The organism is Flavobacterium sp. Root186 (assembly GCF_001428525.1).
In the GTDB taxonomy this organism is placed as follows: domain Bacteria; phylum Bacteroidota; class Bacteroidia; order Flavobacteriales; family Flavobacteriaceae; genus Flavobacterium.
In genome coordinates this window covers 969,512-994,802 of record NZ_LMHW01000010.1, presented here as the reverse complement: position 1 = coordinate 994,802, position 25,291 = coordinate 969,512, and the positions used below count along the sequence as shown (strand labels likewise).

General features: G+C 33.1%; 36 protein-coding genes. 34 read left to right on the top strand and 2 right to left on the bottom strand.

From position 1 onward, the window contains the following. Nucleotides 1-382 precede the first annotated feature (382 nt). From ASD98_RS08215 to ASD98_RS08085, 28 genes are all read left to right on the top strand, one after another. Nucleotides 383-1,147, top strand: a complete 765-nt coding sequence (locus ASD98_RS08215; RefSeq protein WP_053471709.1) for a LytTR family DNA-binding domain-containing protein — start codon at nt 383-385, stop codon at nt 1,145-1,147. Nucleotides 1,148-1,383: 236 nt separating this feature from the next. Continuing rightward, nucleotides 1,384-1,968: an HNH endonuclease gene (locus tag ASD98_RS08210; protein ID WP_056203291.1), complete on the top strand. Its 585-nt coding sequence runs from the start codon at nt 1,384-1,386 to the stop codon at nt 1,966-1,968. A gap of 218 nt (nt 1,969-2,186) precedes the next feature. Then, complete coding sequence (gene lpdA / locus ASD98_RS08205) at nt 2,187-3,575, top strand: dihydrolipoyl dehydrogenase (RefSeq protein ID WP_056202583.1); 1,389 nt, start codon at nt 2,187-2,189, stop codon at nt 3,573-3,575. 157 nt (nt 3,576-3,732) lie between these two features. Then, complete coding sequence (locus ASD98_RS08200) at nt 3,733-4,245, top strand: YgcG family protein (protein ID WP_056202580.1); 513 nt, start codon at nt 3,733-3,735, stop codon at nt 4,243-4,245. A gap of 57 nt (nt 4,246-4,302) precedes the next feature. Next, nucleotides 4,303-4,950: a suppressor of fused domain protein gene (locus ASD98_RS08195; protein ID WP_056202578.1), complete on the top strand. Its 648-nt coding sequence runs from the start codon at nt 4,303-4,305 to the stop codon at nt 4,948-4,950. A gap of 111 nt (nt 4,951-5,061) precedes the next feature. After that, complete coding sequence (locus ASD98_RS08190) at nt 5,062-5,964, top strand: arginase family protein (protein WP_056202575.1); 903 nt, start codon at nt 5,062-5,064, stop codon at nt 5,962-5,964. Nucleotides 5,965-6,066: 102 nt separating this feature from the next. Next, nucleotides 6,067-6,441 (top strand): YdeI family protein, encoded by a 375-nt coding sequence (locus ASD98_RS08185; protein ID WP_056202571.1) that lies wholly within the window; start codon nt 6,067-6,069, stop codon nt 6,439-6,441. Nucleotides 6,442-6,640: 199 nt separating this feature from the next. Further along, nucleotides 6,641-7,072, top strand: a complete 432-nt coding sequence (locus ASD98_RS08180) for a GNAT family N-acetyltransferase (RefSeq protein ID WP_056202567.1) — start codon at nt 6,641-6,643, stop codon at nt 7,070-7,072. A gap of 16 nt (nt 7,073-7,088) precedes the next feature. Further along, nucleotides 7,089-7,478 (top strand): DUF1801 domain-containing protein, encoded by a 390-nt coding sequence (locus tag ASD98_RS08175; RefSeq protein ID WP_056202564.1) that lies wholly within the window; start codon nt 7,089-7,091, stop codon nt 7,476-7,478. An 84-nt stretch (nt 7,479-7,562) separates the two neighbouring features. Continuing rightward, a complete protein-coding gene (locus ASD98_RS08170) occupies nt 7,563-7,976 on the top strand; it encodes a hypothetical protein (protein ID WP_056202561.1) in 414 nt (137 codons plus the stop codon). Between the two features lie 118 nt (nt 7,977-8,094). Then, nucleotides 8,095-8,166 (top strand): helix-turn-helix transcriptional regulator, encoded by a 72-nt coding sequence (locus tag ASD98_RS23690; protein WP_082577823.1) that lies wholly within the window; start codon nt 8,095-8,097, stop codon nt 8,164-8,166. 84 nt (nt 8,167-8,250) lie between these two features. Then, the gene (locus ASD98_RS08165) at nt 8,251-8,847 is read left to right on the top strand and encodes an NAD(P)H-dependent oxidoreductase (RefSeq protein ID WP_056202557.1); all 597 of its coding nucleotides are present in this window, start codon (nt 8,251-8,253) and stop codon (nt 8,845-8,847) included. 8 nt (nt 8,848-8,855) lie between these two features. Next, the gene (locus ASD98_RS08160) at nt 8,856-9,215 is read left to right on the top strand and encodes a DUF4180 domain-containing protein (protein WP_056202554.1); all 360 of its coding nucleotides are present in this window, start codon (nt 8,856-8,858) and stop codon (nt 9,213-9,215) included. Nucleotides 9,216-9,228: 13 nt separating this feature from the next. Continuing rightward, on the top strand, nt 9,229-9,567 hold the full coding sequence (locus tag ASD98_RS08155; RefSeq protein ID WP_056202552.1) for a nuclear transport factor 2 family protein: 339 nt from the start codon (nt 9,229-9,231) through the stop codon (nt 9,565-9,567). A 110-nt stretch (nt 9,568-9,677) separates the two neighbouring features. Beyond that, on the top strand, nt 9,678-10,139 hold the full coding sequence (locus tag ASD98_RS08150) for a cbb3-type cytochrome c oxidase subunit I (protein ID WP_056202549.1): 462 nt from the start codon (nt 9,678-9,680) through the stop codon (nt 10,137-10,139). 15 nt (nt 10,140-10,154) lie between these two features. Then, entirely contained in the window at nt 10,155-11,006 is an 852-nt protein-coding gene (locus ASD98_RS08145) for a DUF4261 domain-containing protein (protein ID WP_056202545.1), read from the top strand. A 117-nt stretch (nt 11,007-11,123) separates the two neighbouring features. Then, nucleotides 11,124-11,609: an SRPBCC domain-containing protein gene (locus ASD98_RS08140; protein ID WP_056202543.1), complete on the top strand. Its 486-nt coding sequence runs from the start codon at nt 11,124-11,126 to the stop codon at nt 11,607-11,609. Between the two features lie 220 nt (nt 11,610-11,829). Further along, on the top strand, nt 11,830-12,726 hold the full coding sequence (locus ASD98_RS08135) for an NAD(P)H-binding protein (protein ID WP_056202540.1): 897 nt from the start codon (nt 11,830-11,832) through the stop codon (nt 12,724-12,726). A 12-nt stretch (nt 12,727-12,738) separates the two neighbouring features. Further along, a complete protein-coding gene (locus tag ASD98_RS08130) occupies nt 12,739-13,653 on the top strand; it encodes an AraC family transcriptional regulator (protein ID WP_056202538.1) in 915 nt (304 codons plus the stop codon). Between the two features lie 58 nt (nt 13,654-13,711). Then, entirely contained in the window at nt 13,712-14,140 is a 429-nt protein-coding gene (locus tag ASD98_RS08125) for a hypothetical protein (protein ID WP_056202535.1), read from the top strand. Between the two features lie 10 nt (nt 14,141-14,150). Continuing rightward, complete coding sequence (locus tag ASD98_RS08120; RefSeq protein WP_056202533.1) at nt 14,151-14,366, top strand: hypothetical protein; 216 nt, start codon at nt 14,151-14,153, stop codon at nt 14,364-14,366. A gap of 75 nt (nt 14,367-14,441) precedes the next feature. Further along, a complete protein-coding gene (locus tag ASD98_RS08115) occupies nt 14,442-14,810 on the top strand; it encodes a nuclear transport factor 2 family protein (RefSeq protein ID WP_199866277.1) in 369 nt (122 codons plus the stop codon). Between the two features lie 90 nt (nt 14,811-14,900). After that, nucleotides 14,901-15,950 carry a serine hydrolase gene (locus tag ASD98_RS08110; protein ID WP_056202527.1) on the top strand — a complete coding sequence of 350 codons (1,050 nt, stop codon included), beginning with the start codon at nt 14,901-14,903 and terminating at the stop codon, nt 15,948-15,950. Between the two features lie 6 nt (nt 15,951-15,956). Beyond that, entirely contained in the window at nt 15,957-16,379 is a 423-nt protein-coding gene (locus ASD98_RS08105) for a DUF1801 domain-containing protein (RefSeq protein ID WP_056202524.1), read from the top strand. A gap of 2 nt (nt 16,380-16,381) precedes the next feature. After that, the gene (locus ASD98_RS08100; protein WP_056202521.1) at nt 16,382-17,485 is read left to right on the top strand and encodes an MBL fold metallo-hydrolase; all 1,104 of its coding nucleotides are present in this window, start codon (nt 16,382-16,384) and stop codon (nt 17,483-17,485) included. Nucleotides 17,486-17,541: 56 nt separating this feature from the next. After that, nucleotides 17,542-18,072 (top strand): GNAT family N-acetyltransferase, encoded by a 531-nt coding sequence (locus ASD98_RS08095; RefSeq protein ID WP_056202518.1) that lies wholly within the window; start codon nt 17,542-17,544, stop codon nt 18,070-18,072. A gap of 23 nt (nt 18,073-18,095) precedes the next feature. Continuing rightward, complete coding sequence (locus ASD98_RS08090; protein WP_242412090.1) at nt 18,096-19,220, top strand: lactonase family protein; 1,125 nt, start codon at nt 18,096-18,098, stop codon at nt 19,218-19,220. A 222-nt stretch (nt 19,221-19,442) separates the two neighbouring features. After that, a complete protein-coding gene (locus ASD98_RS08085; protein WP_082577808.1) occupies nt 19,443-20,024 on the top strand; it encodes a TIGR00730 family Rossman fold protein in 582 nt (193 codons plus the stop codon). A gap of 18 nt (nt 20,025-20,042) precedes the next feature. On the opposite strand, the gene ASD98_RS08080 is transcribed toward ASD98_RS08085, so the two are convergent. Beyond that, nucleotides 20,043-20,879, bottom strand: coding sequence for an AraC family transcriptional regulator (locus ASD98_RS08080; protein ID WP_056202510.1), 837 nt, complete (start codon nt 20,877-20,879; stop codon nt 20,043-20,045). Nucleotides 20,880-20,963: 84 nt separating this feature from the next. On the opposite strand from ASD98_RS08080, the gene ASD98_RS08075 reads away from it, so the two are divergent. The 6 genes from ASD98_RS08075 (at nt 20,964) to ASD98_RS08050 (ending at nt 24,861) form a co-directional block, all read left to right on the top strand. Continuing rightward, a complete protein-coding gene (locus ASD98_RS08075; RefSeq protein ID WP_056202507.1) occupies nt 20,964-21,356 on the top strand; it encodes a DoxX family membrane protein in 393 nt (130 codons plus the stop codon). A 5-nt stretch (nt 21,357-21,361) separates the two neighbouring features. Then, complete coding sequence (locus tag ASD98_RS08070; protein ID WP_082577807.1) at nt 21,362-22,312, top strand: polysaccharide deacetylase family protein; 951 nt, start codon at nt 21,362-21,364, stop codon at nt 22,310-22,312. A gap of 154 nt (nt 22,313-22,466) precedes the next feature. Further along, complete coding sequence (locus tag ASD98_RS08065) at nt 22,467-23,144, top strand: porin family protein (RefSeq protein WP_056202504.1); 678 nt, start codon at nt 22,467-22,469, stop codon at nt 23,142-23,144. 107 nt (nt 23,145-23,251) lie between these two features. After that, a complete protein-coding gene (locus ASD98_RS08060) occupies nt 23,252-23,719 on the top strand; it encodes an SRPBCC family protein (RefSeq protein ID WP_056202501.1) in 468 nt (155 codons plus the stop codon). An 87-nt stretch (nt 23,720-23,806) separates the two neighbouring features. Beyond that, on the top strand, nt 23,807-24,175 hold the full coding sequence (locus ASD98_RS08055; RefSeq protein ID WP_056203286.1) for an iron chaperone: 369 nt from the start codon (nt 23,807-23,809) through the stop codon (nt 24,173-24,175). A gap of 5 nt (nt 24,176-24,180) precedes the next feature. Next, nucleotides 24,181-24,861 carry a mutarotase gene (locus ASD98_RS08050; RefSeq protein WP_056202497.1) on the top strand — a complete coding sequence of 227 codons (681 nt, stop codon included), beginning with the start codon at nt 24,181-24,183 and terminating at the stop codon, nt 24,859-24,861. 58 nt (nt 24,862-24,919) lie between these two features. On the opposite strand, the gene ASD98_RS08045 is transcribed toward ASD98_RS08050, so the two are convergent. Further along, complete coding sequence (locus ASD98_RS08045; protein ID WP_056202494.1) at nt 24,920-25,282, bottom strand: VOC family protein; 363 nt, start codon at nt 25,280-25,282, stop codon at nt 24,920-24,922. Nucleotides 25,283-25,291 lie beyond the last annotated feature (9 nt).

The following is a 25,291-nucleotide window of genomic DNA, read 5'->3' as shown; positions in this document are numbered from 1 at the left end:
TGCAAAGCTGGGCCTCTTTTGCATTATTCATATCAAGGACATTTCTAACGGTTTCAAACGCTGAAACACGATATATTTGCGATACGTACCCTGTGGTTGAAACCACAGGCAATATTTGAAATTACAAACATAGATTTTCATTAAAGCTAAAAAAACATAGCCCGTGGTTTCAACCACGGGCACACAATATATTCACAATCCGTAAACCGCCGTTTGAACCACAAGTAATATGTGAAACATAACAAAAAAGATTAAATAACAACAAAACTGCAAACTCCTATAAAAACTTGTTGTAAAAAAACTATAGACAATTATATTTGCAAAATCATTTAAGAGCTTCTCACTTAAAAATGAAACTTTTTAACTTTATCTCAAAAGGAAAATGAAAATTGCCATTGTCGAAGACGAATATCTTGCATCCACTTACCTAAAGTCAATTTTAGAACAGCAGGACATTTTACAGATTGCCGAAATTGCAGTTTTAAAATCTGTAAAAGAAGCAGTCGATTTTTTTAAACAAAACAATGTTGACTTAGCCTTTATGGACATTCATTTGGGTGACGGGAAAAGTCTCGAAATATTTGAGAAAGCTACCATCTCCTGCCCTGTTATTTTTGTTACCGCTTATGACTCTTACGCTATTTCGGTTTTCAAACACTTTACTATCGATTATCTTTTAAAACCTTTTGAAGAACAAGAACTATTAGAAGCCTTAACTAAATTCAAAAAAATAAAAGACAGTTTTAATGCCGATGCAACACTGCAGTCTTTAGTTGCCATCGAAAATCCTGAAACAAACAAAATACAACGTCATTTTTTAGTAAATCACGGCTATAAACTAATCTCAGTAAACGAATCTGAGATAACCTATTTTGCTGCATCAGGAAAGCATTTATTCATCTATGTAAAATCAGGAAACAGTTATTTGTACAACAGCACAATTACAGATATTATAAACAGCCTTGATCCTTTTATCTTTTTTAAAATAAACCGAAAATATATCGTACACCGAAATATTATAAAAGAAGTCGTAAAACATTCGCATCAAAAAATCGAACTCATTCTTACGGTTCCTCCTATCGAAAACGATCCAATAATTATCAGTAAAAAAGAAATCAATAACTTCAAAAACTGGCTTGATCAATAAAATTGGTCATTTTTTTAAATCGTAAAAATGCTAAAATTTGCGCTTTCGCGGAAAATCTAAAACTGCATAATTCACAATTTGAAGTTTTAAACTGACCAAATAAGTGTCAAAATCATTCTAAAAAGTTAAAATAGCGTTATAAGAATCATAAAGTTGATATTATGTAACTTACAATATAACTTTCTTCATTTCAGAATTCTTTATCTTTGAGAGACAAAATTTAAATGAAAAAGAAAATGCCACATAACAGATTTTATCCTAACGAAGAATTCAAAGAAATAGAAATAAATGCATCATTACAACTTAAATACGCAATTTCAAACAGAGGAAGACTAATAAGCTTTACTGATGAAATTGAAAACGGCCGAATCTTAAAAGGCGGTTTAAGCGATGGATATCCTACTTTTAGATTTAAGGTTAAAAAGGATGACAAAATCATCAATAAATATTTATTTCTCTACAAATTAGTTGCTCAATATTTTCTTCCAAAACAATCAGAAGAACAAACCTATGTTCTGCATCTTGATTACAACAGAAGCAATGACGATATCAGCAACTTACGCTGGGCAACAAAACAAGAAATGATGGCGCACAGCCGCAAAAGTCCACGCGTAATTCAGGCGAAGAAAAACCTGATCGAACACAACTTAAAAGCCGACGGACGAAAATTAACAACAACAAAGGTCATGTTAATCAAGAAAATATTAGCAAGACCGGAACAAAAAACACGTCTAAAAATGATCGCTAAACAATTCGGCGTAAGCGAAATGCAGATTCGCAGAATTGCCAGCGGCGAAAACTGGGGACATGTGAAAGTTTAATTATTAATTGTAAATGGTTAATTATTAATGTTAAAGGTAAAATGTGAGATGTAGGATATTGAATCAACATCTCACATTTTACCTTTTTACTTTTTTACATGATACTGTTTTTAAAATAAATCATTAAATTCGCAAGCACAAATAACAAAAGAAAATCGGCAAGTGAGTTTCGGAATTATAAATCTCATTTTCGATAGTTAATACTAAAAACAAAAAAAATGAAATACGACGTTATTGTTTTAGGAAGTGGTCCTGGAGGATATGTAACAGCTATTAGAGCTTCACAATTAGGCTTTAAAGTAGCTGTAGTTGAAAAAGAAAACCTTGGTGGTGTATGTTTAAACTGGGGATGTATCCCAACAAAAGCATTATTAAAATCAGCTCAGGTTTTTGATTATTTAAAACACGCTTCTGACTACGGATTAAAAGTTTCTGAATTCGATAAAGATTTTCCTGCTGTTGTTCAACGCAGCCGTGGTGTTGCAGAAGGGATGAGCAAAGGTGTTCAATTCTTAATGAAAAAAAACAAAATTGACGTTATCGAAGGTTTTGGAAAACTAAAACCAGGAAAAAAACTAGACGTTACAGATAAAGATAATAAAGTTACGGAATACAGCGCTGATCACATTATCATCGCAACCGGAGCTCGCTCTCGTGAGTTACCAAACTTACCACAAGATGGTGTAAAAGTAATTGGTTACCGTCAGGCAATGACTTTGCCAACACAGCCAAAATCTATGATTATTGTAGGGTCTGGAGCTATTGGAGTTGAATTCGCTCACTTTTACAACTCAATGGGAACTGACGTTACTATTGTAGAATTTATGCCAAACGTAGTTCCTGTAGAAGACGAAGATATCTCAAAACAATTTGAGCGTTCTTTGAAAAAAGCCGGAATTAAAGTTATGACGAACTCATCTGTTGAGCGTATTGACACAACTGGTGCAGGAGTAAAAGCATTTGTTAAAACTGCAAAAGGAGAAGAAGTTCTTGAAGCTGACATCGTACTTTCGGCAGTTGGAATCAAAACAAACATCGAAAATATTGGTTTAGAAGAAGTTGGAATCGCAGTTGACAGAGATAAAATCTTAGTAAACGCTTACAACGAAACTAACATTCCGGGATACTATGCAATTGGAGACGTTACTCCAGGTCAGGCCTTAGCTCACGTAGCTTCTGCAGAAGGAATTAACTGTGTAGAGAAAATTAAAGGTCTTCACGTAGAACCAATCGATTATGGAAACGTTCCTGGTTGTACTTACGCAACTCCTGAAATCGCTTCTGTTGGTTTAACTGAAAAACAAGCTAAAGAAAAAGGTTACGAATTAAAAATTGGTAAATTCCCATTTTCAGCTTCAGGAAAAGCGAAAGCTGCCGGAACTCCTGATGGATTTGTAAAAGTAATCTTCGATGCTAAATACGGAGAATGGTTAGGATGCCACATGATTGGTGCTGGTGTTACAGATATGATTGCTGAGGCAGTTGTAGCTCGTAAACTAGAAACTACAGGTCATGAAATCCTTAAATCTATCCACCCTCACCCAACAATGAGCGAGGCTGTTATGGAAGCTGTGGCTGATGCTTACGGCGAAGTAATTCACTTGTAAAAATATACCGTTTTACGGTCATATATAATTTTCAATTTAAAAATCCGATTTGTGAAAACAGGTCGGATTTTTTTCTTTACATAAATATCAATTTATCTTTTTATCCTAAACCAATAATGTGGTATTTTTGCGACACCAAATCTAATCTTCGCCTGCGATGAAAAAAATATTCTTCATTATTATAATAATCTTGTTTCCAGCAAGTATATTATTTTCTCAAACAAAAAAAGAAAATACAGTTCCTGACTCTCTAAACATTTTTTCAAGACCTTATGATTACGTAAATGACTTCGAAAAAATCTTAAATTCAAATCAAATTACAAACCTCACAAATACTCTAAAGGCATTTGAAAAACAATTTCTTTACAAAATTACGGTTGTAACAACTTCAACAATAAACCCTTACACTTCTTTCCCGGATTATGCTTTAGAATTAGACAGATATCTGGCAAAAGATCCAAAACTAGATCCCACTATTCTAATCGTAGTAAGTAAAGAGTTAAGACAAATTCAGGTTCAAAGCATTGATCTTATCCGTTATAAACTAAGCGATAACGACACTCAAAACATCATTACGACCTATGCTGTTCCCGAATTTAAAAAAGGAGATTATGGCAAAGGTTTAGAACTTGCCGTTGATCAAATTATGAATAAATTAAAAACATATTAATTTATTCTTTTAACGAAAAATCTTAAATTGTATTCGTTTAATCATAAAAAGAAAATTATGACATTAGAAGAATACAAAAAACAATTTTCAGAAGATGATGCTGTAGGATGGCTTGAAATTGATAATGAATTTGAACGTCTTTATCCAAATCAGGAACCCAAACATTTTGCACCAGCCATAAGTTATATACTTGGCGGAGAACATCCGCTTGACGGCGTAAGCATTTACGAAAGCAAAAAACAAACAGATCATTTTCACTTTGTAACTTATGGATTTTCTGAATTATACTACGACGAAAATAAAATCGAGGACGAATTTAGCAAATGGGGATTTGAATTTACTTTTAGGTTAAAACCTTTTGAAGCAGATAACGGAAACCCAAGCTGGGTAATTGCTCTTTTACAAAACATTGCCAAATATGTTTTTGACAGCGGCAATTGGTTTGAAGAATTTCATTATATGCCGGCAAATGGCCCTATAAGACTAGATACAAAAACCGATATTACAGCTTTGGTAATCGTTGCCGATCCTGAAATCGAAAAGAAACAAACGCCGCACGGTGAACTTTCTTTTTTGCAAATAGTTGGAATAACTTCTGCCGAATACGAAGCAATAAAAGAAAATCCCGGAACAGTCGAAGAATTGGTCAATAAATTAAAAGAAAATAATCCGCTGTTAATTACAGATTTAACGAGAAAATCATAAAATGTCAAAAATCCGATTGGTGAAAACGCCTCGGATTTTTTGATTTCTGTTTGTTAAAAATAATTTACAGCAGCATTAATTTTAATAACTTTATCCGTAAATAATAACGCTATGAAAGAAATATGCATTGTTGAATTCACTTCTAATTTAGGTCTGAAAGAACCGCAAACAGGAAAAGAACCAGGCGTAAATCGTTTGCCGGATTGGTTATGGAAACATAATCTGCATAAAGCAATTAATCCAAAAAACATCATAAGAGTCGATCCTCCAAAATATTCAAATTTTAAAGACCCGGAAACCAATATTCTAAACGCAGATTCCTTAGTAACCTACGCCAGAGAACAAGCTTATTTAATAAACAATTTACTTAGTGCCAATAAATTTCCATTTATTTTGGGCGGTGATTGCAGTATTCTTTTAGGTCCGGCAATGGCTTTAAAACAAAAAGGAAATTACGGCTTATTTTATCTCGACGGCCATACCGATTTTATGGATGTTTCGTTATCTGAAACCGGCGGCGTTGGCGGAATGGCAGCTTCAATTGTTACCGGAAACGGACATCAAAAATTAGCCAATATTCTTAATTTATCTCCTTATATAAAAGAAGAAAACCTTTGGTGCGTTGGCAATCGTGAATACGATGATGAATACGAAAACGAAATCAGAAAATCTTCAGCAACATACCTAAGTCTTCAGGAATTGCGAAAACAAGGCATTGCAAATGCTCTAAAAACATTTCTTTCAGAAGTTGAAAACAAAAACTTAGACGGCTTTTGGCTTCATATCGATGTCGATGTTCTTAACGACGATATTATGCCGTGCGTAGACAGCAGAACACCAGACGGTTTAACTTATGATGAATTTAATGAACTTACCTCCTATTTATTTGAAAGTAAAAAACTAAGCGGACTTGAAATTACAATTCTCGATCCGGATTTAGACGAAACCGGCCAGTACACAAAAGATTTCGTAAACAATATTACACTTACTTTCAACAAACATTTTAATACTTGATTTAAATACATAAACACCAAATAATCAATATTTTAATATTATTTTTACTACTGACAAACCGTTGTCACAATGCCATTTTACCTTTACTAAAAAATAAGATTTATGGAAACAAAAGACGGAAAATTAGCAGTATATGCCGAAACCAGAGCTGACTGGCGCAAATGGCTGACAGAAAATAGTGTAAACGAAAAATCGGTCTGGCTGATTTTGTTTCATAAAAAGAACCAGACCAAAAGCATAAATTTAATCGAAGCAACAGAAGAAGCCCTTTGTTTTGGCTGGATCGACAGTTTGTGCAAAAAACGCGACGCCGAAAGTTATTATCTCACCTTTTCGCACCGCAATCCAAAAACCAGCAAATGGAGTAAACCCAACATAGAAAGAGCCGAACGCATGATTCAGGAGAACTTAATGACCCAACACGGACAAAAGTTAATTGACATTGCCAAAGAACAAGGAAAATGGATTACCGATTAATAGAATAATTTGGCCGTTTCCTTTGGCCGGGCTGTACGCTATTCCCCGATTTAGAAAAAGAAGGCTTTTAGCCGTAGTTTTTGTTAATCGGGAGATGCCGCTTCCCTAACGCAAAATCTGGTTCATAAGAACATTTTTTTAATTGATCTTTCTAGGCAAAAAAGTTTATTTTTAAAACAAAATACAATAACTCGATTTGATGAAAATAACAGAAATTACAAAAAGTGATTTTGAACCTTTAAAAATCCTATTTTTAAAAGAAAGACAAAGAACATTTTCGTGGCTTGATACATCAGATTTTAAATTAGACGATTTTGAAAAACATACGCAAGGAGAATATATTTTAGTTGCACATATTAATGATATTCCAGTTGGTTTTATTTCGATCTGGATGCCCAACAGTTTCATTCATCATCTATATGTTGATCAGGAATATCAAGGGCAGAAAATTGGAACTGAATTATTGAAAGCAGCTATTCAAAAAACTAAATTTCCGCTCACTTTAAAATGCTTAGAAAACAACATCAAAGCCGTTGAATTTTATAACAAAATAGGATTTATTGAAAAAGAAAAAGGACGTTCTGAAAACGGGACCTACATTTTATTTGAGCTTTCAAATGATATTAATTGATTAAAAATAAAAAACTATGAATCTGGAAATTCAGGCATACAACGATTCACAAAACGCTGAAGACAAAAAAATATGTGATATTTTAAGTATTGAAATTAATAATTCCCTTCAGGAAGCCGAAAGCAAAATCTGGCATCGGCATCCGGTTTGGTTTTTAGATGGAAATCCCGTTGCTGGTTACAGTAAATTAAAAGATTCTGTCAGGCTGCTTTTTTGGAGCGGGCAGTCTTTTGATGAAAGCGGACTTCAAAATGAAGGAAGCTTTAAAGCGGCCGAAGCACGTTATACAAGCTCAGATCAAATCAATATTGACGATTTAAAAAGATGGCTCGATAAAGCAAGAAACATTCAATGGGATTATAAAAATATCGTAAAACGCAAAGGTGTTTTGATTCGGTTAAAATAACCCCAACTACTCTTTTAAAAGACTTTGACGCAACCCTTTAACTTTTTTCTCATCTATAAATAAACTAACCTAAACTTAAAACCGATGAAAAAAATTTTACTTCTCCTTATTTTAACTGTATTTTGTTCCTGCAATGATAATGATGATAATCGCTCTGACGAAAATCGCTTAGAAGGCAAATGGAGCTGGATTCGCACTTCTGGCGGGTTTGGAGGCCCAACTAGCTCAGAAACTTCAGATCAAAAGATTGTAATTGAGATCTCGAATTCTACAATTAAAACCTATACAAACGGAAATCTCACTCAAGAGCAGAAATTTTTTATCATAACAAAAAAATCAGTTTTTGGCGGAGACAGAAAAATGATTGTTATTGATAAAGGTGATTCCATTACACAAGATTTTTATTTTGACAGATCATTTGAAATTATTGACAATAAACTGTATTTAATACAAGAATGTATTGATTGCTCAACATCAGAATATGAACGTATTAAATAATTGTGAATTGTTAATTACTAATTGTCAATTCAAAACTAACAACTTATAATCAATAAATATTTATTGATAAACAACAAGTTACTATATTTGTTGCATACTTATTTTAAATCAAAATATTATGTCACTCGAGGCAATCTGTAAAGTTCTGGAGTGCCAGCCGGGAGATATTTTAGAGTTTGTCAAAGAATAAGGTATTTGAATTTTATTCGTAATTTCGTATTTAAGAGAACTTTAGGTTCTCTTTTTTATTTTAATAACTTCTAAAACTATCAAAATGAATATCTTAATCGTATACAGCCATCCGAGTAAAAAGTCCTATACATTTCAGGTTTTAGAACAATTAAAATCTGCTATAGCAAAACAAAACTGGAATTTTGAAGTTTCAGATTTATATGCTTCCAATTTTCAAAGCGATATGTCTGAAGAAGAATATGAAAGAGAAGGATTTGTAAAACTCAATCTTCTCATTTCAAAAGATGTTTTAGCAGAACAGCAAAAAATCGAAAAAGCCGATTGTATTATTTTCCTATATCCGGTTTGGTGGAGCGATTGTCCTGCAAAACTAAAAGGCTGGTTCGACCGCGTTTTTTCGGTTGGATATGCTTATGGACAAACCGACGATTTTCCGAAAATGAAAACAATTCCGTTTGGACTTGTAATCTGTACCGCGGGACATCCAAATGCTTTTTTAACCGAAATTAAAATGGCGCAAAGTATGGAAACCATAATGCTTGAAGATCGTTTGGGAAAACGCTTTGAAAATAAAGAAATGCTGATTCTCGGAGGAACTTTAGAACTGGAAAAGGTGATGGAAAATCATTTTTCGCAGATTAAAGAAGCCGTAGACAAGATTAAAAATTATTTGACCTAAAGCCAAAAATGAAAATAGAAACCCATATCATAAACAATAACAAAATTGCAGAAGTAGTTACCGAAAGCACAATTATTAATTCCATAGAAGATGGTTCTGATTTAGTAGCCAATATTTATTATCAGGACTTTGACAAAATTATTATTTATGAAAAAAATATAACGCCGCTTTTTTTTAATTTAAAAAACGGAATTGCCGGCGAAATACTTCAAAAGTTTTCTAATTTTCGGGTTCGTTTAGCAATCGTTGGTGATTTTGAAAAATTTGAAAGTAAGAGCCTAAAAGACTTTATTTTTGAAAGCAACAAAAACCGACAAATCAATTTTGTAAACAGCTTAAGCGAAGCACTCGAAAAACTTTCAAATTAAAACAATCAGAATAATGACAATACAAGAAATTATCGACATTCAAATGTCAGCTTTTAACAATAAATCCATACAACAAATGATGTCTTTGTATAGTGATGATATAAAAGTTTATAATTTTCAAGACCTTACACTAGCAATAAACGGGAAAAAAGAATGTGAAGAAATGTTTATCAACCTTTTTAAACAATCACCAAATTTGAATGCCGAAATAATAAAATCCATTTTTTTTGATAACAAAGTAATACTTCATGAATATGTTTCTGGCCGAAATGGCGATGATACTAAAAAAGAACAAGTCGTTATTTTTGAAATAAATAATCAAAAAATAACCAGAATGGATGTAATGAGATAATTAGAGAATGAGACGATGGGATAATGAAGCACTTTTCTTAGTAACAATTATCTTTTTATTTATATTCGTACAGAAAAAATATATCTCTTCTGTAAAAAATATTTTATTTCATGAATCTTCAAAAAATAAAAGTTTATCACCTATTCTGGATTACCGCTATAAGTATTTTATTAATTGGAATAATTAATTCAGACAGTACTTTAGACATTAATGTTCATGATACCTATTTTGTTATTGCTCATTTTTATATTGCACTTGTTCTTTTCCTGCTCTTCTTTTTAATGGGACTTGGATATTGGTTCATTCAAAAAGTATTAAAAAAACAACTTTTAAAATATTTAACCGCAATACATACTGTTATTTTGATAGGAAGTTTTATCGGTTACTGGCTTGTAATGCTTTATTTTAAATTATTCCCAAAAGACATGGCTTTTTCATTATTTGACGATTACCAATTAATTAATGTTATTTTAACCACCCAGCTTTTGCTTATTATTTTTATTGCAACGCCGCTATACATTACTAATTTACTAATTGCATCATTCAGCAAAAATAGACCGCTTCAAATTTAAAATCCAGCTCACCAAATGAAATCATTCAATTTTTTTAAAAATAAATCCAAAGATATACCAGAAGAAAGACTAGAAAACTATCCGGAAATGCTTAATTGTAAATTATTATTTGTTGACGAACCAAAAATAGACGCTGATGAAATTTTAATCGAATTAAAAAAACATTTCAATCAAGTCGAAAATATCAGTCAGGATAAATCTTTTATATTTCAATTTCCCGAATTTAAAATTGAATTAGAAGATGCAACAATTCCCGCACAATGTCTTATTGCAGTTCCTGATGATAATAAATTTAACATCGAAATACCTGATGCTGCTTTTCAGCAAAACTGGAATTGGGAAGAAGCAAAACAAATTGCAGAAAATTGTAATTATGAAATACTAATTACAGATTTTATGTCTAGAAATTTACCTTATAAAGAAAGAGTAAATTTGTATATGACTTTTTTAGCTGTCGTAACTAAAATAACTCAGCCAAATGCAGTTTATTCATTTCATGGAGAAAAAATAATAGATCCTGAACAATTAATTGAAAATTGGGAAAGCGGACAAAAACCAATCCTGGATGTGCTTTGCAATGTAAGATTATATAATATCAGCGATTCTGAAAATAATGAATTGATAATGGACAGCGTTGGGCTTCACTCTTTTGGACTGGCAGATTTTCAAATTAAATTCTCGGAATTTGAAGCCAATGATATAGCAAATCTGCTTTGGAACTATGTTTATTATGTTTTCGAATATGGCGATGTTATAGAGAACGGAAATACTTTAGAAGGAATTGAAAGCGGATCGAAATGGAAATGCGAAAGACAAATTGCAGCAATTTCTCCAGAAAGAGTCGTTATTAATGTTTTGCCTAATTAAATAGCAAATAATTCCTGATTAAACTTTGTCCGAAATACACCTCATAATTGTCTTATTAAAACCTAACTTATTGATTTTTAAAGAATAAATTTGATATACAACTTAAAAATCATAAAAATGAGTGCATCAGATTTTACTACAGCAATATTAGTCAATCAATCTCCGGAGGAAGTTTTTAATGCCGTTACTAATGTCCGCGGCTGGTGGTCAGAAGAAATTGAAGGAAATACAGCGAAACAAAATGATGAATTTAATTATCATTATGAAGATATTCACCGCTGTAAAATTAAATTGACAGAAGTAATTCCGAATCAGAAAATTGTTTGGCTGGTTGAAGAAAACTATTTCAAATTTACCGAAGATAAAACGGAATGGACAGGAACAAAACCAACTTTTGAAATCACTGAAAAAGATGGAAAAACTGAACTTCGTTTTACCCATTTTGGTTTAAATCAAGAATATGAATGTTTTGAAATATGCCGTGATGCCTGGACAAATTATATCCAAAACAGCCTTAAAAAATTAATTGAAACAGGAAAAGGCGAACCAAACGCAACCGGAAAACCCCAAACCGAAAACGAAAAAAAATTATCTGAACATTAAGCGATTGATTTAGCCCACGGGTTTCACGGATTAAAACGATTCTAAAAAGGTAACTAGTGAAAATCCATTTCATCTGTAAAATCCGTGGGCACAAAAGCAAAACCTTAGAACCTTAGCACCTCAGTAACTTAGAACCTTTTTTAAGCTACAACAATAGTAGATTTGGCTACACCTATATTTTTGATGTTGCGCAACTTTGTAACATCAAAATTTAGAACTTATGAAAATTATAATTACAGGTTCTCTAGGGAACATCAGCAAGCCTTTGGCAAAAGAATTAATCCAAAAAGGACATTCCGTTACCGTAATTGCCAGCAGTAACGAAAGAACACAAGAAATCGAAACCTTAGGTGCAAAAGCTGCTATTGGTTCTGTCGAAGATGTAGATTTTTTAACTAAAACATTTACAGGCGCAGACGCCGTTTACTGCATGATTCCGCGTGCCAATTATTTTGACCCGAATTTAGATTTAGATGTTTTTACACGCAAAATCGGAAACAGTTATGCCGAAGCTATTAAACAATCTGGTGTAAAACGCGTTGTATTCCTCAGCAGTATTGGCGCACATTTAAAAGAAAAATCAGGAATTATTCAGCGTTACAACGAAATCGAAGCAGTTTTAAATCAACTTTCAGATGTTTCGATTACGTTTATGCGTCCTACTTCTTTTTATTACAATTTACTCGCTTACATTCCTGCGATTAAAAATCAAGGATTTATTTCGGCAAATTATGGTGCCGATGAATTAATTCCGTGGGTTTCTCCAAATGATATTGCAGAAGCTATTGCCGAAGAGCTTACAACTCCGCTTGACGGAAAAAAAGTTCGTTATGTAGCCAGTGAAGAATTAAACGGACACGAAACAGCTCAAATTTTAGGAACAGCAATTGGAAAACCAGATTTAAAATGGCAGTTTATAAGCGATGAAGAAGTCCTAAACGGATTAATTTCGGTAGGAATGCAGCCAAAAATCGCAGCAGGTCTGGTAGAAATGTACGCTGCACTTTACAGCGGTTTATTGGGCGAAGATTATTATAAAAACAAACCGGCAGTTTTAGGAAAAACAAAGCTGGCAGAATATGCGAAAGAATTTGCAGCAATATATAATCAAAAATAGGTAATTTAGGCTATGGCAAATCGACAACCACATCGAATAAAAAGTATCAGCGAATTTCATGAGTTTCGGGATTTGCCAAAGCCTGAACATCCGCTTGTAAGCGTTTATAATTTTGAGGATTTAAAATTTCTCAACGAGCAGGAACCTAAAAGCCTCATACTCGATTTTTACTCTATTGCATTAAAAAGAAACGCTAACGCCGTAATGCGTTACGGACAGCAGGAGTATGATTTTAAAGAAGGCGTTTTATTGTTTATTGCGCCCGGTCAGGTTTTTTCTATTGAAGGAAATTCTGAATTACAGCACACCGGATATTCATTACTAGTTCATCCTGATTTTTTATGGAACACGCCGCTTGCACAGAAAATGAAACAATACGAGTATTTTGGATATTCAGTTTACGAAGCATTGCATCTTTCTGATAAAGAAGAAACAATGATTATTGATATCATGAAAAATATTCAGCAGGAATATCAGTCTAATATCGATAAATTCAGCCAGGATGTTATTATTGCACAAATAGAATTACTTCTAACTTATTCTGAGCGCTTTTATAACCGACAATTCATTACACGAAAAATAAGCAATCATGAGATTTTGGCTCGTTTAGAAAAATTGCTCGAAGAACATTTTAATGATGATTCCCTATCGAAAAAAGGTTTACCAACAGTTCAGTTTATTGCCGAGAATCTAAATGTATCTCCTAATTATTTAAGCGGATTACTGAAGCATCTTACCGGTCAAAGCACGCAGCAGCACATACATGACAAACTGATCGAAAAAGCAAAAGAAAAACTTTCGACCACAAACTCATCTGTAAGCGAAATTGCCTATGAATTAGGTTTTGAACATCAGCAGTCATTCAGTAAATTATTCAAAACAAAAACAAACATTTCCCCTTTAGAATTCAGACAGTCATTCAACTAAAAAAAATCGGACTAAACACACATAATTTTCCTATATTCGTAACAATAAAATCAAAATTATGAATCCCGTTTTAAGGAATACTTTGGCTGTTATTGCCGGAATTATTATTGGAAGTATTGTTAACATGAGCATTATTTTAATCAGTAACTCTATTATTCCACCGCCAGATGGAGTCGACAATACAACAATGGAAGGTTTGCAGAAAACAATGCATTTATTTGAAGTACAGCATTTTATTTTTCCATTTCTGGCTCATGCAATCGGAACATTTGCAGGAGCAGTTACAACAGCTTTAATCGCTGTTAATCATAAAAAGAAATTGGCCTTAGTAATTGGAGCTTTCTTTTTACTGGGCGGAATTGTAAGTGTCTGCTCTCTGCCAGCACCAATGTGGTTTACCTTTGTAGATTTGGTTTTTGCTTATATTCCAACGGCATATTTGGCGTTGAAATTAGTTTGTAAAAAAACGCAGAAAGCAGCATATTAAAAATCAGCAAATGAATGAGAAACCTTCAAAACAAAAACCGGCAAAAATGTGCTACGAACATATTGGCGGAAAACTGGGTCAGCTGCTCGCTGTAACTTTTGCAGAAAAAGGATGGATCGCTAAGAAAAACCCAACTGATAAACACTTTTATATTACCGATTTAGGCCAAAAAGAATTCACAAAATTAGGTATCGATATAACCCAGATAAAACCTGAAGATTTATAAAAATTTTCAGGTTTTTTTAATTAAAAAAGTACTTCTAAATTTCATAACTTAGTTTGCTGTTTAATCCTGAAGATTATGACTAAAAAAGAAATCGTAGAAAACTTTTTAAAACTTGCTGCAAGCGGGCATCCGCATGAAGCGTTCAGGCTTTATGTGGGCGAAAATTTCAGGCATCATAATGTTCATTTTAAAGGAGATGCCCAGACTTTAATGCTGGCAATGGAAGAATCGGCAAGAAAAAATCCAAATAAGATTTTTAAAATTCATCATATCATAGCCGAACATAATTTGGTGGCAGTACATTCGCATTTAAAACAAAATTCAACTGATCTGGGATTTGTCGTAGTTCATATATTCAAATTCGAATCAGATAAAATCATAGAGCTCTGGGATTTAGGACAGCCAATTCCGTCTGAAACGGTTAATGAAAATGGAATGTTTTGAATTAATGGTGAATTGTAAATGGTGAATTGTAAATTATTAACTGAGACTGAAAACTGAATACCGAAACTGAAAACTGAGGCTAAAAAAAAAATGAACATTAAATACAAAATTCCCACTTTATTACTTTTGACTTTTCTTTTGTCATACTGCCATTCATCTGCACAAAAGAAAGATGATTACACTTCTAAGATTGACAGTATTGTTGAGCATACAACTTCTCCTGTTTTTAATGGTGTTGTTTTGATTTCTAAAAATGGAAAAATAGTATATTCAAAAGCAAAAGGTTTTGCCAATTTTGAAACCAAAAAACCTTTAACGGTAAACTCTCAATTCGAAATCATGTCAAACAGCAAACAGGTTGCTGCTGTTTTACTTTTATTGGAAGTTGAAAAAGGTAAAGTCGATTTACAATCACCGATTAAAAAATATCTTCCGGAATTAACCCAATCCTGGGCAGATTCTGTTACGGTTCATCAGCTTTTAAATCATACACACGGAATTGTCGATTTGCAAAAACCTTTGGCTTTTAAACCCGGAACTCAGTTTAGTTACGGAAATCTAAGCTTTAGCCTTGCTGAAAAAATTGTTGAATTAAGCACCAAAAAAAGTTATACTGAAGTGGCTAATGCTCTTTTTAAGAAATTAAAAATGAACAATACATTTTGCTATGCTAAAGATAAAACCCAAAATTTAGCTACAGGATATTTTAACTCAAATGGAAAGTTTGATCCTGTTAAAACTTCGCAGATTACACCACAAAGTTTAGGAGCCGACGGAGTCGTTTCTACCGTAAATGATTTATCGGTTTGGAATAACAATCTACATAAAGGAAAAATCCTAAAACCTAAAACGTATCAATTAATGCTGAAATATAATATATCGGCACAGCATGATTTCTTCGGAAAAGCAGATGAAGGTTATGGTTACGGAATTAAAATTATCGAAAAAGAAGCTGTAAAATACATAGGCCACACGGGTTTAGGCGACGGGTTTTCTTCCGTAAATTTGTATTTCCCGGAAAGCGATGTCAGCTTAATTGTGTTAGAAAACCAAATGAACGAAAGCCGCAATTTGTTTTATATTTCTGAATTTAAAATCAAAAATATTTTACTGAAAAGCGATTTAGTACATCAAAAATAAAAGACAATGGCAAAGAATAAAACAGCAGAAACCCAAAGCAGTGTTATTGATTTTATAAATGCTGTAGATAGCGAAGCAAAAAGAAATGATGCTTTTGAATTGGTAAAAATAATGAAAACAATTACAGGTTTTGAACCTAAAATGTGGGGACCAAGCATTATTGGTTTTGGAACTTATCATTACAAATATGCCACGGGACACGAAGGCGACGCACCTTTAGCTGCTTTTTCTCCCAGAAAAGCCGCTACAACAGTTTATTTTTATTTACCTGAAGAAAAGAGAGAAGAACTTTTTTTAAACCTGGGAAAATACAAAGTATCAAAAGCATGTATTTATATCAAGAAATTAGCTGATATCGACATCGAAATCTTAAAAAAGATAATTTTGCTTTCGATTGAAGAAGTCCAAAAATTATATCCCTCAAAATAAAAATGATCACATTCTTAATTCTATTATTAGTAATAGTTCTTATCGTTTACAATTTTTTACAACATCCAAAATTTGGAAAAAAGCCTTCCGGCGAAAGATTAGCTTTAATTGAAAAATCTCCTCAATATAAAAACGGAAAATTCGAAAACCAAAACTTTACACCCGATCTTGCTGAAGGCGCTAGTTTTGCAGGCGTTTTATTTGAATTCATTTTCAAAAAAGTCGATAGAAAAACCCCTACCGATTTAATTCCGTCAATTAAAACTAATTTATATGAAATTCCACTCAATCAGGACATTTTAGTTTGGTTTGGACATTCGTCTTATTATATTCAGCTTGAAGGAAAACGATTTTTAATCGATCCCGTTTTTAGCGGCAACGCCTCTCCTATTTCGGGCACAACAAAATCATTTAAAGGAACAGATATTTACACGGTTGATGATCTTCCGGAAATTGATTATTTACTGCTTACACACGATCATTACGACCATTTAGATTATGAAACGATTCTCAAATTAAAACCAAAAACCAAAAAAGTAATCACGGCACTTGGCGTTGGTTCGCATTTTGAGTTTTGGGGATTTCCAACGGAAAATATTATCGAAAAAGACTGGCACGAAAAAATAGAGTTAGACAAAAATCTAACGCTTTATACAACGCCGTCAAGACATTTTTCAGGCAGAAGTTTTAAACGCTGTAATACGCTTTGGACTTCTTTTGTTTTAGAAACTAACGATTTTAAAATGTATTTGGGCGGAGACAGCGGTTACGATAAGCATTTTGCAGAAATTGGCGAGAAATTCGGGCCTTTTGATATTGCTTTAATCGATAACGGACAATACAATAAAAACTGGAAATACATTCATAATATGCCGGAAGATGTTATACAGGCGATGCTGGATCTAAAAGCAAAAAGAGTATTTCCGGTGCATTCGTCAAAGTTTTCTTTGTCGCTGCATTCCTGGGATGAACCATTAATCAGAGTGACAGAACTGAATGCAAATTCAGCAAATCCAATTCCTTTAATCACACCAATGATTGGAGAATTAGTCGAACTAAAAAATGAAAATCAGGAATTTAAACAATGGTGGAAAGGAGTGAAGTAAATTTTAGATTGCAGATTTTAGATTGAAAACTGTGACTGAGACAGAAAACTAAAAACATGAACAATTCAAACTATATTATTCGAAACGCTTTTTCTTCAGAATTTGAAGAAATTGGAAAACTTTTAATTCGTGTTTATTCGCAATTAGAAGGTTTTCCAAAAGAAAACGAACAGCCTAATTATTATAAAATGCTGGGTAATATTGGTGATTTTACCAATCATCCGGAAACAGAACTTTTAGTCGCTGTTGATGAGAATAACACTATTCTTGGAGCAGTTGTTTTTTTTAATGACATGCAATATTATGGTTCAGGCGGAATTGCGACTCAGGAAAAAAACTCGGCCGGATTTCGGTTATTGGGTGTTGACAACAATACACGCGGAAAAGGAATTGGTAAACTTTTGACATTAGAATGCATTAAAAAAGCGACTGAAAACCATCAGAAACAGCTTATTATTCATTCAACGCTTGCCATGAAAACAGCTTGGAAAATGTATGAAAAACTTGGTTTTAAAAGATCTTTAGATTTAGATTTCATGCAGGGAGAATTGGCTGTATTTGGTTTTAGACTGCCGCTCATTTCATAAAATTAATATCAAAAAACAAAACCTTGACACAAAAAATAAACTTCCTTACGATTGCATTTCTGATAACATGCAGCATGTTTTCTCAAAATACCTATATATTTTTAGGATCATACAATCGAGATAAAGCTGCAGAAGCAATTCAGGTTTATCAATTAGATACTTTAAACGGAAAACTGACCAAAATAACCTCGGCAAAAAATATTATAAATCCGTCGTATTTGACCGTTTCTCCAAATGGAAAATATGTTTACGCCTGCACGGATACCAAAACACCAAATGCCGGAAGTATAAGCAGTTTTGAATTTAATCCCGAAAATAAAAGTCTGACTTTTTTAAATAGCCAAAGAAGCGGCGGTGAAAATCCGGTTTATGTTACCGTTCATAGAAGCGGAAAATGGATTGCAAATGCTAATTATACGGAAGGAAGTATTTCGGTTTTCCCAATTCTGGAAAATGGAAAAATTGATTCTATTGCGCAGAATTTCCAATACACAGACGGAAGCACACACAAAGAAAGACAAACGAGATCTCATGTTCATTCGGCAGTATTTTCGCCTCAATTCGATTATTTATTTTTACCGGATTTAGGTGCCGATAAAATTCGCAGTTATGCCTTTGATGAAAATAAAAAACAGCCTTTAACCGAAACTCAAACTCTATTTACAAAAACTGATTTAGAAGCCGGACCAAGGCATTTTACTTTTCATCCGAATCAAAAATTCGGGTATTGCATTGAAGAAATGGCGGGGCAGATAAGTGTCTATAATTATGAAAATGGTGTTTTGAATAAAATTCAGCGCATCGCAACACATCCTGATAAAATAAAAGAAGGTTTCGAGAGTTCTGACATTCATATTTCGCCGGATGGAAAGTTTCTTTATGCCACAAATCGCGGAAAAGAAAATAACATTGCCATCTTTTCAATTGATGAAAATGGATTATTGAAAAACATTGGCTATCAATCGACTTTAGGTAAACATCCAAGAGTTTTTGCAATCGATGAAACCGGAAAATTTTTAGTTGCCACAAATGTAATTACAGGAAATATTATTGTTTTTAAAAGAAATCTTATAACCGGATTATTGAAGAAAACAGGAAAAGAAATTAAAATGGAAAACGTTTCGTGTGTGCAGATTAAACAGATTTGATGACACACGGATTTTACTGATTGAAACTGGTTTACGCTGGGTCTTGTCATCCTGAGCGAAGTCGAAGGATACGTAAGGAACTCGACAAAGTAAACCATCAATCTTTGTCGACCTGCGTGTGTGATCCTTCGACTTCGCTGTGGATGACAAACTGTAAAAAATATTTTTATTTCACCTTCTAACATCTAACTTTTCACATTAACATATAACATTATAAAAACAATGAAAAAAATAACCGTTTTCTGCGGATCAAGTTTTGGCACCGAAGAAATATATAAAGAACAAGCCGAATTATTGGGAAAAACTTTAGCAAAACAAAATATTGGCTTGGTTTATGGCGGAGCGAATGTTGGTTTAATGGGTGCTGTTGCGGATGGTGCTTTGAGCGAAAACGGAACCGTAATTGGCGTTCTTCCTGATTTTTTAAGATCAAAAGAAATTGCACATAAAGGTTTAACCGAATTAATTTTGGTAGAAAGCATGCACGAGCGTAAAACCAAAATGAATGATTTATGCGACGGTGTAATTGCACTTCCGGGTGGTTTTGGAACTCTGGAAGAACTTTTTGAAATGCTGACCTGGGCGCAGTTAGGTTTACATAAAAAACCAATCGCTATTTTAAACATTAACGGATTTTATAATTCGCTTTTGGAATTACTTCAAACCATGAGTGAAAAAGGTTTATTGAAAGAAGCCAATCAAAAAATGCTTTTGGTAAGTGATGATATCGAAGATTTATTAAGCCAAATGAAAAATTACATTCCGCCAACGGTTGGAAAATGGATTAACAAAGACAAGGTTTAATTACAGCCTTATTTTCAATTAAACTCTTTTAAACTGCTTTTTATAGTCACTTGGATTCAAACCCGTATATTTTTTAAACAATCGGTTCAGGTGACTGGCATCGCTAAAACCAAATTCGTACACAATTTCATTAATCTGCATATTGGTAAATTTTAATCGTGTTTCAATTAATTTTACTTTGTAGGCAATTGTATATTCCTGTATGCTTTGTCCCGTTTTGGTTTTAAAATATTCGCTGATATAAGTTGGAGAAACATTAAATGCTGCTGCCATATTTGTCGCTTTTAATTGATCGGGCTGATAAATATTTTGATGCACATAATTCAATAAATCCAAACTCGGAACCACGTTAGGCTGATTAAGATTTAGCGGTGCAATAAGCGAAATGTTTCGGGCTGCAATTGTAATAATGGTATTGAGAATTTGCTTAATAACTTCCTGCTGCTGCGGAAAATTGGTGCTTTCCTCTCTGATAAGCGCTTCAATCATTGCCCTGACCAAAGGTTTATCTGTTACTGTTTTTAAAATACAGCCGGGCCTGTGATTGTGATTATGAAAAATAAATTCAAGTTTCTGAATCCAGTCGCTGCTTTGTGTTTTAAGATAACTGTCATGAAATCTTATAAAGAAAAATTTTGTTTTCTCACTAACTTCAAAACTATGCGTATCTTGCGGAAAGATCAAAAAAAACTTATCGCTGCTGTAAGGCCATCGATGATCGTTTATAATTTGAGTTCCTTTTCCTTCCAAAACAAAAACCATTTCAAAGAAAGTGTTTTTGCTTTCTTTCGCTTCATATTCTAAAACTTCTAAAAACTGAAGTTCAAACGGGTGGTATAAATTTCTAATTTCCATCTTACAAAAGTACAAATTATTCCAATGATTGTACAAATATTAGAAAACTCTTATCCTCAACTTTGTAGTATAAAATCACTTAATATGGAAACAACCTCTTTTTTATTATTACGTCTTGCAATCGCAATCAGCATGTTTGGCCACGGATTAGTGCGACTGCCAAAACTTACCACTTTCAGTAATTGGATGATTGGCACTTTTGAAAATTCAATGCTGCCTAAAATCCTTGTAACACCGTTTAGTTACATTTTACCAATAGCCGAATTCACCATTGGTCTTTTGCTATTATTAGGGTTGTTTACCAAACCAGCTTTAATTGCCGGAGCTGTTGTTATGCTGGCTTTATTGTTTGGCACTTCGATGATTGAGAACTGGGAAGCTGTACCGTCACAATTAATTCACATTGCTTTTTTTGCTTTGCTATTGCATTTTGCAGCTTATAATAGCTGGGCTATTGACACCTTAATTAAAAAATAAACAGTATGAGTTCAAGAAGAAATTTTATTAAACAAACCGGTATAATCGGAATGGTGGGAATGATAAATCCTATTGAAACTTTTTCTGAAGTTTCAAAAAATGCTCCTATTTTCTCTCCGCAAAAAACAAAATGGGCAGACGGCTCAAGATTAGTTGTTTCGATTTCGATGCAGTTTGAAGCCGGAGGACAGCCTCAAAATGCCGAAAGTCCATTTCCTCAAAATATACAAAAAGGCTTTATTGATCTCCCTGCCGCCACCTGGTACGAATACGGGTATAAAGAAGGCATTCCGCGTATGCTGGACAATTGGGATAAACTAGGTGTAAAAGTAACCTCGCACATGGTTGGAACTGCCGTTTTGAAAAATCCTGAGTTAGCCAAAGAAATTGTACAAAGAGGCCACGAAGCCGCTGCGCACGGAATGAATTGGAGCACGCAATACACAATGCCATACGACGAAGAAAAAAAGTTCATAAAAGATGGTGTTGACGCCATAAAAAAAGTTACCGGTTTTACTCCTGTTGGTTACAATGCAAATTGGTTACGCCGCGGGCAAAATACACTTGATATACTGCAGGAATTAGGATTCAAATATCATATTGACGATCTTAGTCGCGATGAACCTTTTATAATCCAGGTAAAAAATAAGGATTTTGCGGTTGTTCCGTATACTATTCGATGCAATGATATTGTTTTGATTGAAGGGAAAAACTTTTCGGCAGATCAGTTTTTACAGCAAGCAAAACTAGAATTTGACCAATTATACGCCGAAAGCGAAACGCAACGCCGACAAATGTCAATTAGTTTTCACGACCGTATTGGAGGCACTCCGCAAATGGTAAAAGCAACAAGTGATCTTATTAAATATATGCAGCAACATCAAGGTGTGAGTTTTAAACGTAAAGATGAAATTGCAGAGATTTCACTTCATGATAAAACTACAATTAGAGAATAACAAGTTAATTTTAGATTTAAATCTAACCGATCAAATCCATGCAGGTGAAAACTTGTGTGGATTTTTTTGATTTTTAAAGACTGGGCAATGAATTGATAGAAAAAACTAAATCATAATTACATATATTCGCCCTCAAAAAATTTAACCAAAAAACATGAAAAAAATTACTTTTTTATTATTTGCCATTACTTTAATAACATTCAAAACAACTGCGCAGGAATCAAAAGTTAAATTTGGAGTACAAGCCGGACTAACTTATTCAAAATTTAGAGGTTATGAATCTTTCACAGGTGAAAAACCTGGTTTCTCCTATTTATTTGGAGTTTCACTTCAATACAAATTAAATGAAAGTCTCTCATTAAGAACTGATTTAAATTATGACAGGAAAACACAGGTTACGAAAGGATCAACAATAGATTGGTATTCTGACTCACCAGTAATATCACCAGATGCGATTTATAATTTTAAAGGAACTACATACCTAAATTATATTACACTTCCAATAATGCTAAAATTCAGTTTCGCTCGTAATAAGAGTTTTTATATAAATGGAGGACCTTATTTGGGTTATTTGCTTAAATCTGGAATGAAGTATGAAACCTCACTTCCGCAAGACTCAGATGAAGATATCGAAGATACAAAATATAGAAAATCTATAGATTTTGGGATTTCAGCAGGTTTTGGAAAAGAATTTAAGTTAAATGATAATCATTGCATTTATGTTGAGTTACGAGATAATTTAGGCTTAACAGATATTGCTAAACCTGCAATGGTAACTGATCAATCAATGAAGACAAATTCTTTTAACTTAATTACCGGATTTACATTTTAATTCATTTTTACCATTTTCCTACAACAATTTCATAATTTAGAGGTTTGAAGAAAATTTGAAGTTAAATTAACTTCTCACATTTAACTTATAAAATCTAATGTTGAAAAATGAAATCAGAAAACAACAAATTCGCAAAAGCCGAAATGCTGATTAGAAAACCTGTCTCAGAAGTTTTTCAGGCTTTTATTGATCCGGAAATTACCAGTAAATTTTGGTTTACAAAAGGTTCCGGAAAATTAGAAGAAGGTAAAAAAACCGAATGGACTTGGGAAATGTATGGCTTTTCTCTTTCTGTTAAGACATTAGTCTTACAGGAAAATAAAAAGATTGTTATTGAATGGGGAAATCCTGATGAAACAACTTTGGTAGAATGGATTTTTACACCGCTAAATGAAAATGAAACTTTTGTAAGCATTACAAACTCAGGTTTAAAAGGAGATTCAGACAAAATTATCGATCAGGTTCGCAATTCAACCGAAGGTTTTACGTTAGTTTTAGCTGGAGCAAAAGCTTATTTAGAACATCAATTGCAGTTGAATTTAGTGTTAGATAGATTCCCAAAAGGGCTGGCATAGAAAAGTTTCACGTTTCAAGTTTATTTAGTTTCAAGTTCACTACAGCAACCTGAAACTTGAAACATGAAACAAAAAAAACTAAAAATAATGGATACAAAGAAACCCGAAAATATCGACGAATACATTGGCTCATTCCCTAATGATGTTCAGGAAATTTTAGAGAAAGTGAGAATGACGATTCAGAAAGCAGCACCTGATGCGAAAGAAAAAATCAGTTATTCGATGCCGGCTTTTGACCAAAACGGAATTGTAGTTTATTTTGCCGCTTTTAAAAATCATATCGGATTGTATGCTTTACCAAGCGGACATGAAGCTTTTGCCGCAGAACTTTCTAAATATAAATCAGGAAAGGGTTCTGTTCAGTTTCCTTTAAAAGAAAAAATGCCTTACGATTTAATTACTAAAATTGTAAAATTTAGAGTGAAAGAAAATCTCGAGAAAGCGAAAAAGAAGTAACCGAAATGAATTTAGCAGAACATTACAATCAGCTTTATAAAACTTCTTCTGAAACTATTCTAAACGGAAATTATGAATTAGATTCTAAAATAAATGATCCTTCAGATTCACGATTTGGTATTACGCTTCTCCTCCGGCCCAACGAAAAAATAAAAAGTAATATTCAGCTGTTTTTAAAAGATTTAAAAGCAGTTGAACCCGATCAATACTATTATCCGGATTCTGATATTCATATTACAGTAATGTCGATTATTTCATGTTATGAAGATTTTAGTTTAGATAAAATTAATGTGGAAGATTATATTGACATAATCCAAAAAAGTTTAGCAGATTCAAGCGAAATCAAGATTGAATTTCGCGGCGTTACGGCTTCAAATTCTGCTATTATGATTCAGGGATTTCCTTCGGATGAAACTTTGAATAATTTAAGAAATAAACTTCGGGAGAATTTTCGAAATTCAAATTTAGAACAAAGTATCGACAGCCGATATTCTATTTCTGCAGCGCATTCAACTGTAATGCGTTTTACAGAAAAACTTCAAAATCCTAAAAAAATAATTGAAGTTGTCGGGAATTTTCGGGATTATAATTTTGGAGAATTTAAAGCTGAAAAATTAGAATTAGTCTTTAATGATTGGTATCAAAAAGAAGAAAATACAATTCTTTTGAACAATTTTGAGTTATGATTTTTTTGCCGCTAATTGCTCGAATTTTCACTAATTTTTATTTTAATTCGTGGCAAACTTATTTTTTAAAAGTTCCAAAATGCCATAAAACACCAGACGGATCGTGCAGAAAACATTCACTTCCCCAATCTAAATGGCGGGTTGGTGTTAGTTTTACTCCATATTTTTCTGTTAAGTTTAATGCTGACAGTTCATTATAATAACGATCGGCATCATCTACTTCTAAAAAAATCATCGTGTTTTCAATCCAGCTTTTATCGTAATAATCTTGTAGATAAAATGCAGTTTCACCTGATTTAAAAACAGAAAAATTAGATTCCAAAACTATTTCTTCAAACCCTAAATCGCGATAAAAACTTCTCGAAATTTCGAAATCTTTAGCGCCAATAAAAGGTCGAATTGATTTTATGTTGTGATTCATTTTTTATTT